The organism is Embleya scabrispora DSM 41855, from assembly GCF_000372745.1.
Classification (GTDB): Bacteria; Actinomycetota; Actinomycetes; order Streptomycetales; family Streptomycetaceae; genus Embleya; species Embleya scabrispora.
This window is the reverse complement of record NZ_KB889666.1, coordinates 37271-51506: the sequence shown is the minus strand read 5'-3', so window position 1 is coordinate 51506 and position 14236 is coordinate 37271. Positions and strand designations below refer to the sequence as shown.

At 69.0% G+C, this 14236-nt stretch carries 14 protein-coding genes; 4 read left to right on the top strand and 10 right to left on the bottom strand.

Annotated features, from left to right (window positions below):
- Positions 1–12: 12 nt before the first annotated feature.
- On the bottom strand, positions 13–1176 hold the full coding sequence (locus tag A3IC_RS0120405) for a substrate-binding domain-containing protein (RefSeq protein ID WP_020551904.1): 1164 nt from the start codon (positions 1174–1176) through the stop codon (positions 13–15).
- A gap of 646 nt (positions 1177–1822) precedes the next feature.
- Between A3IC_RS0120405 and A3IC_RS71160 the strand changes: the two genes are divergently transcribed.
- On the top strand, positions 1823–2233 hold the full coding sequence (locus A3IC_RS71160; protein WP_020551903.1) for a hypothetical protein: 411 nt from the start codon (positions 1823–1825) through the stop codon (positions 2231–2233).
- A gap of 34 nt (positions 2234–2267) precedes the next feature.
- On the opposite strand, the gene A3IC_RS0120395 is transcribed toward A3IC_RS71160, so the two are convergent.
- The 9 genes from A3IC_RS0120395 to A3IC_RS0120350 form a co-directional block, all read right to left on the bottom strand.
- Positions 2268–2846, bottom strand: coding sequence for a TetR/AcrR family transcriptional regulator (locus tag A3IC_RS0120395; protein WP_063744855.1), 579 nt, complete (start codon positions 2844–2846; stop codon positions 2268–2270).
- Positions 2847–2963: 117 nt separating this feature from the next.
- Positions 2964–3602 (bottom strand): 3-oxoacid CoA-transferase subunit B, encoded by a 639-nt coding sequence (locus A3IC_RS0120390; RefSeq protein ID WP_020551901.1) that lies wholly within the window; start codon positions 3600–3602, stop codon positions 2964–2966.
- Between the two features lie 4 nt (positions 3603–3606).
- Complete coding sequence (locus A3IC_RS0120385) at positions 3607–4320, bottom strand: CoA transferase subunit A (protein WP_020551900.1); 714 nt, start codon at positions 4318–4320, stop codon at positions 3607–3609.
- Complete coding sequence (locus A3IC_RS0120380) at positions 4317–5480, bottom strand: CaiB/BaiF CoA transferase family protein (RefSeq protein ID WP_052173648.1); 1164 nt, start codon at positions 5478–5480, stop codon at positions 4317–4319. Before A3IC_RS0120380 ends, A3IC_RS0120385 begins: the two co-directional genes overlap by 4 nt.
- Positions 5477–6250, bottom strand: a complete 774-nt coding sequence (locus A3IC_RS0120375; RefSeq protein WP_020551898.1) for a crotonase/enoyl-CoA hydratase family protein — start codon at positions 6248–6250, stop codon at positions 5477–5479. Before A3IC_RS0120375 ends, A3IC_RS0120380 begins: the two co-directional genes overlap by 4 nt.
- Positions 6247–7011 (bottom strand): SDR family NAD(P)-dependent oxidoreductase, encoded by a 765-nt coding sequence (locus tag A3IC_RS0120370; RefSeq protein WP_020551897.1) that lies wholly within the window; start codon positions 7009–7011, stop codon positions 6247–6249. Before A3IC_RS0120370 ends, A3IC_RS0120375 begins: the two co-directional genes overlap by 4 nt.
- 564 nt (positions 7012–7575) lie before the next feature.
- Entirely contained in the window at positions 7576–8535 is a 960-nt protein-coding gene (locus A3IC_RS70135; protein ID WP_026218507.1) for an MBL fold metallo-hydrolase, read from the bottom strand.
- 22 nt (positions 8536–8557) lie between these two features.
- On the bottom strand, positions 8558–9427 hold the full coding sequence (locus A3IC_RS70130; RefSeq protein WP_205354390.1) for a fumarylacetoacetate hydrolase family protein: 870 nt from the start codon (positions 9425–9427) through the stop codon (positions 8558–8560).
- Positions 9428–9551: 124 nt separating this feature from the next.
- Positions 9552–10937: an amidohydrolase family protein gene (locus A3IC_RS0120350; RefSeq protein ID WP_158696026.1), complete on the bottom strand. Its 1386-nt coding sequence runs from the start codon at positions 10935–10937 to the stop codon at positions 9552–9554.
- A gap of 117 nt (positions 10938–11054) precedes the next feature.
- Between A3IC_RS0120350 and A3IC_RS0120345 the strand changes: the two genes are divergently transcribed.
- From A3IC_RS0120345 to A3IC_RS0120335, 3 genes are read left to right on the top strand one after another with little or no spacing between them, the layout of a single operon-like run.
- Positions 11055–11504: a Zn-ribbon domain-containing OB-fold protein gene (locus A3IC_RS0120345; RefSeq protein ID WP_245599357.1), complete on the top strand. Its 450-nt coding sequence runs from the start codon at positions 11055–11057 to the stop codon at positions 11502–11504.
- A gap of 8 nt (positions 11505–11512) precedes the next feature.
- Positions 11513–12646 carry a thiolase C-terminal domain-containing protein gene (locus tag A3IC_RS0120340; protein ID WP_020551893.1) on the top strand — a complete coding sequence of 378 codons (1134 nt, stop codon included), beginning with the start codon at positions 11513–11515 and terminating at the stop codon, positions 12644–12646.
- Complete coding sequence (locus A3IC_RS0120335) at positions 12643–14226, top strand: AMP-binding protein (RefSeq protein WP_020551892.1); 1584 nt, start codon at positions 12643–12645, stop codon at positions 14224–14226. The genes A3IC_RS0120340 and A3IC_RS0120335 overlap by 4 nt, the downstream gene beginning before the upstream one ends.
- The last annotated feature ends 10 nt before the right edge of the window (positions 14227–14236 follow it).

Here is a 14236-nt window from a genome sequence, read left to right as displayed (position 1 = left end):
GGCGTCGACCACTCAGCCCACTCCCCAGATCTTCTTGTAGTTCTCCTGGTAGCCCGACGATGCCGGGTTGCCGTCGTACACGTTGCCGCCGGGGAGGTGCTTGGCGTCCATGCTGCCGATGCCCATGCCCGAATCGACCGGCTTTTCGCCGGCGAAGAGCCGGTTCAGGCCGTCCGCCGCAGCCCAGCCGGTCCAGGTGAGCGGCCGGCCGACCGCGTAGGACTGCGTCCCGTTGCGAATCAGGGTGATCGACGAGGCAACACCCTCGTTGCCCGCGAGCAGCAGGTCCTTACGCCCGCCCTGGCGCGCTTGGTCGACAGCCGCCCCCACTCCGAGGGTGATCGCCGAGTCGGCCGGAACCATGACGACGTCCGCGTTCGGGAACTGCTGGAGCGCGGCGGCGGCCTTGCCCTGCAGCTTCCCGCCGAACAGGTCAACAGAAGTAAACGTCACCTGATGGACCACGCATCCGCCGCACTCGGCGAGGCGGCCGGCCTGGGCGTCTCCGACCATCCGGAGGGTGGCGTTGTCGTCCTGGCGCATCAGGACGACGTCCGCCGTGCCGTCGGTCTTGGCGATGACCCAGTCGGCGATCGTGGGGCCGACGAAGGTGCTCATGTAGTCCTCGTACGAGATCAGGTCCTGGTTGAACCGTAGGTACTCGTCGAACAGGGGCTTGCCACCGTGGCTGAACTTGTCGTCGCAGTCGAGCGCGTTGCCGCCGTAGACCTTGACGCCGGCTGCGTGCACCACCTCAATCGAGGCCTTGACCACGGAGCAATCGACGCCGAACAAGGCGACGGCATCGACGTGCGCAGCCGCAGCGGCCCGCAGTTGGGAGTTGTAGACCGCCGGGTCGACCTTGCCGTCGACCAGCTTGACCTCCCACCCGAGCGCCTTCGAGGCGTCGACGAATCCCTGGGCCGGCACGACGCAGCCGGCCGCCTGGGTGCTGCAGGCGAGCGCCCACACGGTCTTGCCGGCCTGCGCCTTGGGACCGTGGGTCGGCAGGGCACGATCGGTGCCGGCGAGGGCGTGCTCCGTCGAGGCCTTCGCCTGCTTGATGATGACGTCGCTGGTCGACCCGGTGGGACCGTCCGACGACGAGCTGCCGCACGCCGACAGCGTGAGCGCCAGCAGCGCCCCGCACACCGCCGCGATGCGAGTTCTCGTCATACCTTCTCCTCCCTCGGTTTCACGTCGGCGCGGACCAGGTCCGCCCCGTCCTGCGGCAGTTGGATGACCACACGAGTCGCTCGGGGGAGCCACTCGCAGGCCGCGGAACTGCGCTGACGATCACGATCGATCGAGTGACCCAGCCCACATTTGGTACTGCCATCGGTATCGTAAGCGCACCTCTGGTACCGGTCAAGGCCGTCATCGAACCTCGCCCTCGGCGGTCCTCCGAGGACGGCAGCAGAAGCGTCACAGGGCCGGACCACGGCGGCAGGGCGGCTACATCGAATGCGGTCCCATGCCGTTCAGTCCGGCGTGCCGCTGCCGCCTATCGAGCGGCCACACGATCGCGTCTCGGCTTGACTCTGCCGGGGATCTTGGAGTTTCCCGGTGCACCACCATGATCAGCAGGCATGCTCGGGACTGTTTCAAAGACCGATGCGGCTGCGAGGTGCCCGTCGTCGCTCCGTCCCCGATCCGGTGAGCAAGTCCCGTCTCTGACCGCGCAGATCGCGCGCGAGCAATCCGAGCGGTACGACGGCGATGTGGGTGAGAGACCGGCTGGACGGACTGGGATGCGACGAGGACTTCGCGGGCCGGTACCCGCGCGACGGACGCCCCGGCGTCTCGCCCGCCCAATTGGCCGGTGTGTGTACCGCAGTTCCTGCTCGGTCTGTCGGACCGTCAGGCAGCGGAAGCGGTCCGATGCCGCATCGACTTCACACGCCCCGACACCCGCCTGGCGCGTCGCGGGCTGCTGCCCGACGAGCACCCGGTCGACGGCGGCTACACCTCACTGGTCCATCCGGAACGCGCCGCCCGCGAACACCGGATCACCGTCAGCGGTCCACTGCCGGGCAACCCCTTGATCGTGGCGCGGTTCACCACGAGCCAGTGCCGGCCGTGTCCGGACCGCCCTCGGTGCACCAGCTCCCGCGAGAGCGCCCGGAAGGTGGGCTTCCCCCCGCGAGAACCGAGGCCGCCGACTGCCTTCCAGACCTTCCTGGATGAGAACGCGATTCCCAGGCCGAAGTCCTGGCGCACCCTCGGTAGTTGAGTCCGGCCATCCAAGATCCCCGGCAGAGTCAGGCTCAAGCCAGGCCGCGGCGGCAGAACCGCCCGAACAACTCAAGTGCGTCGGCGCGGGTGGCGCCCACTCGATCGAGCACATCGGGGTCCCGCAGGTGACGGATCACTGCGCCGAGCATCTCGGCCCACAAGGCCGGCGACCCACCGGTAACCTCTCCCCGCTCCATCGCCTTTCGCACGATCGTCTCCAGCTCCCGAATCGCGATCTCCTGATGGCGGTCGTAGACGTGGCTCGTAGGCAGATAGTTCTCGACGTCGTGCACGAACTGACGGCTGGCTCGACGATTGCGCTCAACGGAGGCTGACAGATAGGCCTCGATCTGGTCGTGCACATTCGCTGTGTCGTGGGCGCGGCGCAGTGCCTCCTTGCCCATCGAGTTGAAGTAGCGGTCGACGACGCCGACCACGACCTCGTCCTTGGTCTGCCCCAGGTGATAGATCGTGCGACGGGAGGTGCGAGCGAGGGCGGCCATGTCACCAATCGTGAGATGGCGGAAGCCCTCGGCGAGGAAGGCCTCCTCAAGGGCGTTGAGTACGTCGGACTGCCGCCCGGAAAGGGCGTTCGACCTGACGTCCGGCATGGTCCACCTCACTTCACTGCGTCGTCACCGGGACTGGGCCGGCCCGATTCACGGTACTCCGAGGTCGCGAACGATACCGCTTCCTGGGCCTGGAGTCGTGGTCGGGCGGCTGCACCGTCAGTCGATGCCGTGCGCCGTACCCTCCCGGAGATCGTCGAACCGGCAGCCCGTGCGGTCGCGGACCTCCTCCAGCGTCACCTCGGGGGCGAGCTCGACCAGCGCCAGACCTGCCTGCGTCACGTCGAAGATGGCCAGGTCGGTGACGACCCGGTCCACGACACCGCGGCCGGTCAGGGGCAGGTCGCAGGTCTCGACGATCTTGGGCCGGCCGTCCTTCGTCGTGTGGTCGGTCAGGACGACGACCCGCCGGGCCCCCGCCACGAGGTCCATCGCGCCGCCCATGCCCTTGACGAGCACACCGGGGATCGTCCAGTTGGCGAGGTCGCCCGACCCCGACACCTGCATGGCCCCGAGGATCGCCAGGTCGATGTGGCCGCCGCGAATCATCGCGAAGGACTGGTCGGACCCGAAGAAGCTGCCACCCGGCTCGATCGTGACCGTCTGCTTACCAGCGTTGATGAGGTCGGCGTCCTCGTTGCCCTCGAGCGGGAACTCCCCCATGCCCAGCATGCCGTTCTCGCTTTGCAGGGTCACCCGGATGGCCGCCGGCACGTGATTCGCGACCAACGTCGGAATGCCGATCCCGAGATTGACATACGCGCCGTCGACCAGCTCGCGCGCCGCGACGGCGGCCATCTGCTCACGCCTCCACATGGGCGCCTCCTTCGGACTGCCGCGGCCGCGTCGTCCGTTGCTCGATCTCCGGCGCTCGCGCCGACGCGACGACCACCTCGTCGACGTAGATTCCCGGCGTCTGCACGAGGTCGGGGTCGAGGTACTCCTCCACCACCCGGTCGACCTCCGCGAGCGTGACCCGCCCCGCAGTGGCGACGACGGGATTGAAGTTCCGCGCTGTCATTCGATACGTCAAGTTGCCCGCCGCGTCCGCGTGGTGGGCGCGCACGAGTGCGAGGTCCGCGACGATCGCGTGCTCCAGGATCACGGTACGGCCGCCCATCTGCGTGGTCGGCTTGCCCTCGGCGACGATCGTGTGGGCTCCGGTCGGGGTGTAGAAGGCGGGAATCCCCGCCCCGCCCGCGCGGAGCCGTTCGGCCAGGGTGCCCTGCGGGGTGAACTCGATCTCAAGCTGCCCGTCGAGGTACTGCTGGGCGAACCGGCGGTTCTCACCGACGTAGGACGCCACGACCTTGCGGACCTGCCGACCCTCCAGGAGCACGCCGAGACCCTTGCCGTCGGTACCCATGTTGTTGGAGACGATCGTCAGGTCGGTCACGCCCGAGTCACGGACCGCCTCGATCAGGTCGAACGGGTTGCCACAGAGGCCGAAACCCCCGACGGCGATCGTCATGCCGTCGAACACGTAACGAGCCACGAGCTCGCGCGCCGTCGTCACCTCGGTCCCCCCTCGTCGGTGGCGCTCGGCGGCAGCACGACCACCCCCGCCTCAAGATGACTCCGGACCTCGGCTGCCTCGAGGCCGAGTTCCCCCAGCAGCGCAAAGCCGTCGCTACCGACGACGGGTGCCGGGCGCGGCTCGGCGGCAGGTGTTCCCGCGAAGCGAGGCACGGGTCGCGCCATGTGACCGTCGCCGAGCAAGGTATAGGTCTGCCGTTCGACGTGGTGCGGGTGCAGTGGCGCTTCACCGATCGACAGAACCGGGGTGACGCAGGCCGAGCTCGTGGCGAACACTTCGGCCCACTCGTCACGCGGCCTCGAACCGAAGATCGCCTGCAGGCGGTGCACCATGGACGGCCATCGCGAGCGATCGTCCTGGGCCGTGAAGTCCGGGTCGTCGCCCAGGTCAAGCCCCTTGAGCAGGCTCGCGTAGAACTGCGGCTCGATGCAGCCGACCGCCACGTGCCGACCATCGCTGCACGCGTACGTCCGGTAGTAGGGAGCGCCGCCGTCGAGGTGGTTCACCCCACGCTCGTCGACCCATCGCCCCTCGGCGAGGTACCCGTGGAGCATCGCCATGAGGGCCGCCGAGCCGTCGATCATCGCGGCGTCGACGACCTGCCCTCGCCCTGTGGTGCGAGCGCTGACGACGGCCGCGAGGACGCCGTAGGCCAACAGCATGCCGCCACCGCCGAAGTCGCCAATGAGGTTGAGTGGCACCACTGGGTCCCCGTCGGCGGGGCCGATCGCATGGAGGGCGCCGGTCAGGGCGATGTAGTTGATGTCGTGCCCGGGAAGCTGTGCCCAGGGACCGTCCTGCCCCCAACCGGTCATCCGGCCGTACACGACGTGCGGCGCCTCGCGCGAGACGTCGTCAGGCCCAAGGCCCAAGCGTTCGGCCACCCCTGGGCGAAAGCCCTCGATGGCGACGTCGCCGGCCGCGACCAGCCGCATCGCGATCGCGCGGCCCTCCGGAGACTTGAGATCGAGCGCGATCGAGCGGCGATTGCGGTGCATCACCGGGTGGAGCTCGGCTCCCGGCCGGTCGATCCTGATGACGTCGGCGCCGAGGTCGGCGAGCATCATGCACGCGAACGGCGCCGGTCCGATCCCGCCGAGCTCGACGACACGCACGCCGTCCAGCGGCCCCGCGCTCATCGACCGCTCCACACGGGGCTTCGCTTCTCGGCAAAGGCACGGGCGCCCTCCTGGGCGTCCGCCGACTCCGTCACCGGGCGCGCTATCTCGAGCTGACGCTCGTACGCCTCTTCGTGGCTCCACGAGGACGACGCCGCGACGATCTGCTTGCTGGCGCGAAGCGCCAGCGGGCCGTTGGCGGCGACGCGGTCTGCCAAGCGCCGGGCGACCGCCAGTGCCTCACCGTCCGGCGCCACCGCGTTGACCAGCCCCACCTCGTGGGCGCGACGAGCGCCGACCAGGTCGCCGGTCAGGATCCACTCCATTGCGACCTGGTACGGGATCCGCGACGGCAGCTTGAGGAGCGCGCCGCCTACGGCGACCAGTCCGCGCTTGACCTCCGGCACCCCGAAGCGTGCGGACTCGGCCGCGACAACCAGGTCGCAGGCGAGCACGAGCTCGCAGCCGCCGGCGACGGCGGCACCTTCGACGGCGGCTATCACGGGGATGGCGGGAGGGCGGGCGGTGAATCCGGCGAACCCGCGGCCCGGGATCGAGGACTTCTCGCCACGGACGAAGGCCTTCAGGTCCATGCCCGAGCAGAAGCTGCCGCCGGTACCGGTGAGGATGGCTGCGCGGAGGTCGCTGCGCTCGTCCAGGTGGTCGACGATCTCGGCGAGAGCTCCCGCCATCGAGGCGTCGACGGCGTTGCGCACCGCGGGACGGTTGAGGGTGATCGTCGCGACACCGTCGGTCTCCTCGAACAAGACCGGGGCACCGGCGGCGCTCATCGGGGCGCCATCCGGATGGCGCCGTCGAGGCGGATGACCTCGCCGTTCAGGTAGCGGTTATGGAGTAGCTGGTCGGCGAGCGAGGCGTACTCCTCCGGGTCACCGAGGCGCTTGGGGAAGGTGACCGATTCCGCGAGGCCGTCGCGGATGTCCTGGGAGAACCGGGCCAGCAGCGGGGTATCGAAGATGCCAGGAGCGATGGTGTTGACGCGGATGCCGAGGTCGGCGAGGTCACGAGCGGCGCACAGGGTCATGCCGACGACGCCGGACTTCGCGGCGGCGTAGGCGATCTGTCCGACTTGCCCGTCCCAGGCGGCGACCGACGCGGTCATGACGATCGACCCGCGTTCGCCTTCGTCGGGGTCGTTCGTGGCCATGCGTGCGGCCGTCAGCCGCAGGGCGTTGAAGGTGCCCACCAGATTCAGCCTCAGGGCGGTCTCGAACCGGTCCAGCGGGAATGGCGTCCCGGCACGGTCCACGATCCTGCGGGGGAAACCCTTCCCCGGACAGTGGACCAGCCCGCGGATCGTGCCGCGTTCGGAGGCGTGGTCGAGCACCTGGCCGAGGTCGCTCTCCGAGCAGACGTCGCCGCGGACGAACGTCACGCGCTCACCGAGCCGCGCGCGCAGCTCGCTCTCGTCGGCGTCGACCAGGTCGGTCACCACGACGGACACGTCGCGCTCCGCCAAGAGCTTCGCCGTGGCGCCGCCGAGTCCGCCGGCACCTCCGGTCACCACGTACACCGATGGGGTGTCGGTCATTGACAGGTCCTTCCGACGATGAACAGCACGCCGACGCGGATCCTTGCGGGGGTCGTCAGCGATCCGAGCGGCGCCAAGAGCGCCACCGCCGTTCCACCGCGCACACCGCGGACCAGCGCGTGATGCTGGTAACAGTTCTGGTACTATAGATGCTTCTTTGGTACCGCACAAGTGAATGCGCTCCCCCCGCCGGCTCTCGGCGACGCCCGATCAGGACAGGCCACGGCGGCAGAGATGCCCGAACGGCTCCAACGCCTCGCCTCGTGCGGCACCGATCCGGTCCAGCACCTCGGGGTCCCGAAGTTGGCGATGCGCGTGTCGAACGCGGTGGCGGTGGATCGCAGGCGGTCGATCTCGTCGAGGTGGTAGCGGACCATGAAGGCACGGAGAGTTCTATTTTCGGACCAGAGCCGCATTGTTGTACGCCGGCACTCGTCCAGGAACGCCGCTTCGAGTGCGTCGAGCACGTCGGACTGTCGCGAGACCACGGGCCCGCCTCGCTGCTGACAGATCGGGCGGACCTCATCGGCCGAACCATCCGTCGTCGGCCGCGGCGCCGGGGCGTCAGCGTTTCCTTACATGGCGCTGCTGCCAGGCGGCCATCTCGCCGAAGAGGTCGATGCCGTCCTCCTGCGGGGTGTCCACCGCAGCCTGCCGGTAGGCCTGGTAGGTCGTGACGACGATGCGTTCGGCCTGCGGCCAGGAGGCGTAGCGGTCCAGATCCATCCGGTCGGCGGTCTCGCGCCACGGTCGACCCGCCTCCACCCCGTCGGCGATGCGGTCCTTGACGTGGGCCAGGTAGCCCCGCATCTCCGCGATCCCGTCGACGTCGGTGAGCGGTCCGTGACCGGGCACCACGACCGTCGGATCGAGCGCGGTCATCCGGTCGCAGGCACGCAGCCAGTTCGTGAGCGAGCCGGCCCACATGATGGGCGTCCCACCGATGAAGAGGAGGTCGCCGGCGAAGATCACCCCGGCATCGGGCACGTGGGCGATGGCGTCGCCGGCAGTGTGCGCCGGGCCCAGCCGCAACAGCTCGACTTCGCGACCGCCGACTGTCACCGTCAGGGAGTCGTCGAAGACCGTGTCGGCGTTTCGCAGAGTGATGCCGGTGAAGTCGAATGCTCCGAAGCAGCTCCGCAGGAAGGGCGACAGGACCGGTCCGAAGTCCGATGTCGCCAGCATGTGGAGCCGTTCGGGGGTCGTGCCGTGCCGGATCTCGTGGTCGGTCTCGCTCGTCGCGTACACCGTGACCGTGTCGTCGAGGAGTTGGTTGCCGAAGCAGTGGTCGCCGTTGGCGTGGGTGTTCAGGACGCCCTGGATCGGCGTGGAGGCGGTCAGGTCCGCCATGGCGTCCAGCATCTCGGTCGTGAGGGGGAGGTCGAAGAGGGTGTCGACGAGGAAGCTCTGCCCCTCGCCCTGCACCAGCCCCGCGTTGCTCATGCCCCACTCGCCGTCGGGCAGCAGCCAGGCCCAGATTCCCGCGGCGATCTCGTGCAGGCCGCGCGTGTAGGTGTTCGTCACAGGTTCCTCGTGTCGGTCGGGATCAGTAGCCGCTCGAGAGCGGGTGAGGGCGGGCGCCGTCGACGATGCGCTGATGCGTGCGTCCGAGGGCGCGGCCGTTGAGTGAGACGGTGTCGCCTCGCTTCAGCCATCCGTCGTAGGTCTCCGGGTCACCGACGAGGTGCTCCAGCAGGCAACCGCCGGGGATCGTGCCGGACCCGATGACGTCGCCGGGGACCAAACGGGTGCCGCGCGACACGAACGACACGATCTCTCCGAAGGTCCAGTCCATTGCACCGGTCGTCCCGCGGGCGATCTCGACGCCGTTGACCTCGACCGCCACCTCGAGGTCGAGGCGACCGTCGACGAGCCGGTTCGCGACTTCGTCGGCCGTCACGAGCCACGGACCGAACGTCATGCCGGAGTCCTTGCCTTTGCCCTGACCGATGCCGAGCGCCATGTCGGCCTGCTGCAGATCCCGGGCGGTCCAGTCGCAGAAGAGCATGTAGCCCGCGATCGTGTCCTGGGCGGCGACAGGATCCAGGTCCGAGCCGGGCGTGCCGATGACCGCTGCGACTTCGAGCTCGAAGTCGAACCAGCGTGAGCCCGGCGCGATCGCGACGTCGTCGCGAGCGCCGAACAGGGTGGCCGGATTGGCGAAGTAGAAGGCGGGAACGCGGCTCCAGACCTCGCCGAGTTCCGGGTCACGGCCGTAGGCCCTTCGGCACCCGCGGACATGGTCGAGGAAGCCGACCGTGTCGCGCACGGAGGGCGGCTGCGGGATCGGGGAGTGCAGCACCATCGACTCGAGTGGGACGACGGTCGCGGGCGATCGCCGCACCGTCTCGGCGATGCGCTCCATCTCGACCTGGCCTGCGGAGATCACGTCGATCAGCGTGCGGTCGTCGTCCAAGACATGCACCGCGTCGTCGACGACCAGACCGACCCGCAGACCGTGCCGGTGCCGGCATGTCACCCACCGCATGTCGTCTCCCGGAGTTCGCTGTCCCAGCGCTCGAAACGAGGCCGCCGACGGGTCATGACGGCGAGCCCGTCGCTGCGGTCGCGGCGCCCCACCACTCGGGCTGCGGAGGCGTCATGCCTCCGTACGCCTGCGACTCGTTCACGATGTGGGTGCCCGACTCCTGTAGGCCTCGGATCGCCTTCTCGACGAGGTCGGCACGCATCGCGCCGTCCCGCTTGACGACCTCACCGCCGACGAGGACGGTGTCGACGTCGGAGGTTCGAGCGCTCATGACGATCGCACCCATCGGGTCGACGGCTGGTGTCAGGTTCAGGGATGTGTTGCGGATGAAGAGGAGATCGGCGGCCTTGCCGACGTCGATCGAACCGCACTCGTCCTCCAGGCCCAGACCGGTGGCTCCGCCGAGCGTCGCGAAGTACAGCACGTCGGCAGCACGCAACTCGAGGCCGCCCATGTCGTAAATGCCTTTCTCCTCCAGCGCGCGCTGATTGGCCCGCGCACGCTCCCCCGCCAGCATCAGGCGCATGGTCGTGAACATGTCGGGAGAGTTGTTCGACTGGATGTCCGCACCCAGCCCCGCCACGACACCGACGCGGTCGGCGACGGCGGCGATCGGGAACCCCATCCCCATATTGAGCTCGGTCTCGGGGGTGGAGGAGACCTTGGCCCCATGATCGGCCAGGATCGCGAAGTCCTCGGCGTCGGAGGTGTTGCAGTGCGAGTGGAGCTGGTGCGACCAGAGGAGCCCAGCCTCGGCCAGCTGCTTGATCTCCGACCGGTATCCGGGCTTCCACCGGGCGTTGGTGTGAGTGTGGATCAGGCAATCCAGCTCGCGCCCGAGCACCATTTCCTGGGCGGCCTGCTCGATGCCGTTCAGGCTCATCTCGGTCGGGGCGATCCCGAAGCGCACCCGCCCGCCGCTGGTCTCGAACAACGATGAACGCACGCGTCGCGCGTCCTCGAGACGGGACTCGACAGACGTGAAGTACGGATTCGTCGTGTGGGGGTCATAGAGCCCGTAGCACCACACGCCACGGATTCCGGACTCGTTGATGGCCGCCACGCCCGCGTCGGCGTGCTCAGGGGTCAAGATGCTGTGGGAGTAGTCGACCGAGCAGGTCGTGCCGGAGTCGAGCAGCCCCACGGCCGCACCGAGCGTCCCGTTGTAGATGTCGACCGCGCGGTGCACGCCGGAGTGGTTGCGCCGGATCGTCCACACGTAGTCCGACAGCGTGAAGTCCACCGTGAGGCCGCGCATCGTCGCCTGCCACATGTGGTGATGCGCGTCCACGAACCCCGGGATGATCCAAGCCCAGGACGCATCGACGACATCGGCACCTTCGGGCGTGGACCCGAGGTTCTCGGCAAGCCGACTGATCCGGCCGTCGACGACCTCGACGTCGACTCGCTGAAAGCTGCCGTTGCGGGGGTCGCCCACCAAGACCAACGCGCCCGTGTAGATCGTTCGAGTGCCCACGAATCTTCCTTCCGCTCGGTTGCGCCGAGTGCCGAGCAACGACTGGACGGTATCATAACGACCTGTATAGTACCGCTCATGGTACCAATGTTTGTGTCCGGGGTCACCCCTGGCGAGGGCGCCGCGCAGGCGCTGCCGACACCGACCACCCGCCCCTTCTGGGACGCCGCGACCGAGGGCCGCCTGGTGGTCCAGCAGTGCGGGTCGTGTGAAACGCACTTCTTCTACCCCCGCATCGCGTGCCCGTCCTGTGGCTCCCGCGAGGTGTCGTGGGTTGACGTGAGCGGACGCGCGACGTTGCTGAGCTATGTCATCAACCACCTCCCCGCCCCCGGATTCGAAGCAGTCGGTCCGCACGTCATCGCGATCGTCCGGCTGGAGGAAGGGCCGACCATGATGACGAACATCATCGGGAGCGACGCTGTGCCCGACCAGCTGGTCATCGACATGCCGCTGCGGGTCGCCTTCGAGGACCGGCGCGGCCAGGTGGTCCCGGTGTTCGCCCCCCGAGAGGAGCACGCCGCGTGAGTCGCCCCGTGGCCGCCATCGCCGGCGCCGCCGAAACGAGCCTCGGACGACTGCCCGCCATGTCTGAGTTGGACCTCCACGTCGATGCCGCGCTGCTCGCTCTCGCCGACGCCGGCCTGAGCCTCGACGATGTCGACGGCATCACGAGCGCCGTGCACAACCCGGTCGAGATCGCTCACGCGTTGGGAGTCCGTCCGACGTGGTTCGACGGCACGAGTGTGGGCGGGACGTCGTTTCTGGTGCACGTGCGTCACGCTGCTGCCGCGATCGCTGCCGGACAGGCCGAAGTCGTCCTCGTGCTGCACGGCGAATCCCGTCGGTCGGTGGTCGGGCGCCATCCGCGTCCGGTGCCGGCCGACGGGATGCTCGGTCAGTTCGAGCTACCGTTCGGCGTCTACGGCCCTCCCACGATGTTCACGCTCCCTTACCTCCGCTACGCCCACGAGACGGGGACGACGATCGAGCAGCTGGCCTCCGTGCCGGCTCGGCAGAGCGAGTGGTCGCACGGAAATCCCCGAGCGGCCCGCCCCTCTCTCGCGAGCGTCGACGAGGTCCTGGCATCGACGCCGATCGCCTGGCCGTTCACCAAGCTCATGTGCTGCATGGTGAGCGACGGAGGCGGTGGGCTGGTCGTCACGTCGGCAGAGCGCGCCCGCGAACTGCGCCGCACCCCCGTCTATCTGTGGGGGTCGGGCGAGGCGGCCGACAGCCCTTTGGTGTCGCAGATGCCTGACCTCACGCGCGCCGAGACGTTCGAGCGGTCGGCCGCGGCTGCCTTCACCGAGGCGCGCATCAGCCACAACGACGTGGATCACCTGATGGTCTACGACGCGTTCGCACACGTACCGCTGTACGGCCTCGAGGCGCTCGGTTTCGTCGGGCGTGGGGAGGCCGGCGCGTTCGTCGCCGAAGGTAACACCGCCCCGGGCGGCCACCTGCCGATGAACACCAACGGCGGCGGCCTTCGCTACACCCACACCGGCATGTACGGGATGTTCGCGATCCAGGAGGCCGTCCGCCAGCTCCGGGGCGAGGCGTTCGCCCAGGTGCCCGACGTGGAGGTCAGTGTGGTCCAGGGTGTTGGACACTTCTTCTCGGAGGCGGCGACGCTGGTGCTCTCGAACCAGGAGGTGTCGGCATGACAACACCGGCGGCCGCGCCTGCTCGGGGCTTCTTCGAGATCGCGGCCGGCGACCGCGACTGCGTCGCGTTGCGGCTCGGGTCCGAGACCGTCACGCGGGGCGACCTGCTCGATGACGCCCACCGTTGGTCCCGCCTGCTGCGGGACGACCTGGATCTGCAGCGCGGCGAGACCGTGGCCCTCGTCCTGAGGAACGGTGCGACCTTCATCGCCGCACAGCTCGCGGCGGAGCAGATCGGCCTATACCTCGTTCCAGTCAACTGGCACCTGACCGCCTCCGAGGCCGCCTACCTGATCGGGGATTCCGGGGCTCGCGCCGTGGTGACCGAGTCTGCCCTCGAGTCGCTTGCCGTCGAAGGGGCTCGCCTGGGTGGCGGCCTCGCCCCCGACCGCGTCGTCGTGGTCGGAGGCGCGTCGGACGGACTCTCGGCCGAGAACCTGCTCGCACGGCATCCTGCCTCTGCGCCGATGCAGCGGAGCGCAGGCTCGGTGCAGTACTACAGCTCTGGGACGAGCGGGCGCCCCAAGGGTGTCCGTCGGGCGCTGCCGACGACGACCCCCGACGAGGCAGCCGATGCCCGAGCTCGACAGCGGTTCGCGCAGTACGACACCGACACCGGGCTCCACCAGGTGCACCTGGTGGTCGCCCCGCTCTACCACCCGGCACCGAATCTGAACGCGCTCTGCGCTCTGCACCTGGGGCAGGAGCTCGTCATCACCACACGGTTCGACGCGGCTGAGACGCTCTCGCTCATCGACCGATTCGGGGTCACGACCACGTTCATGGTCCCGGTCATGTTTCATCGGCTTCTCGACCTCGACGCGTCGATCCGCGACTCCTTCTCAGGCCGCTCGCTCCAGCTGGTCACCCACGCTGGAGCACCGTGCCCGCCGGAGCTGAAACAGCGGATGATCCAGTGGTGGGGTCCGGTGCTCACCGAGTACTACGGGTGCACGGAGTTCGGCATCGCCACGATCATCACTTCCGAGGAGGCGTTGCAGAAGCCAGGCTCCGCAGGTCGCGCGGCACCCGGCATCCAGCTCGAGATCCGCGGGAGCGACGGACGGCCGCTCCCCGCGGGCGAGGCCGGCACCATCTACGTCAGCGGTGGCTTCGATTTCACCTACAGCGGCGCGGCCGGGGACTTGATCCCCGCCGGGGCATCGGACGCCCACGACCCGTTCCGGACCGCGGGCGACATCGGCCACCTCGACGAGGACGGCTATCTCTACGTCGGCGACCGACGCTCGGATCTGATCCTCTCGGGGGGCGTCAACATCTACCCGGCCGAGGTGGAAGCCGCCCTCGTGACGGAGCCTTCGGTCGCCGACGCCGTGGTTATCGGCGTGCAGGATGACGAGTGGGGGCAGCGCGTCGTCGCCGTCGTGCAGCTGAAGGGCGGCGAGGAGGGCGGCGAGCCGGCTGCCACCCGCCTGCGCAGTCACCTGGCCGACCGTCTGGCGCGGTTCAAGACACCGCGCGAGTTCCACTTCGTCGACTCCGTCGGCCGCAGCAGCACCGGGAAGATCAACCGCGCACAGGTCGCCGCGCTGGTCGCACAGCGGCGCCCGGGCTCCTAGTACCCCAGCA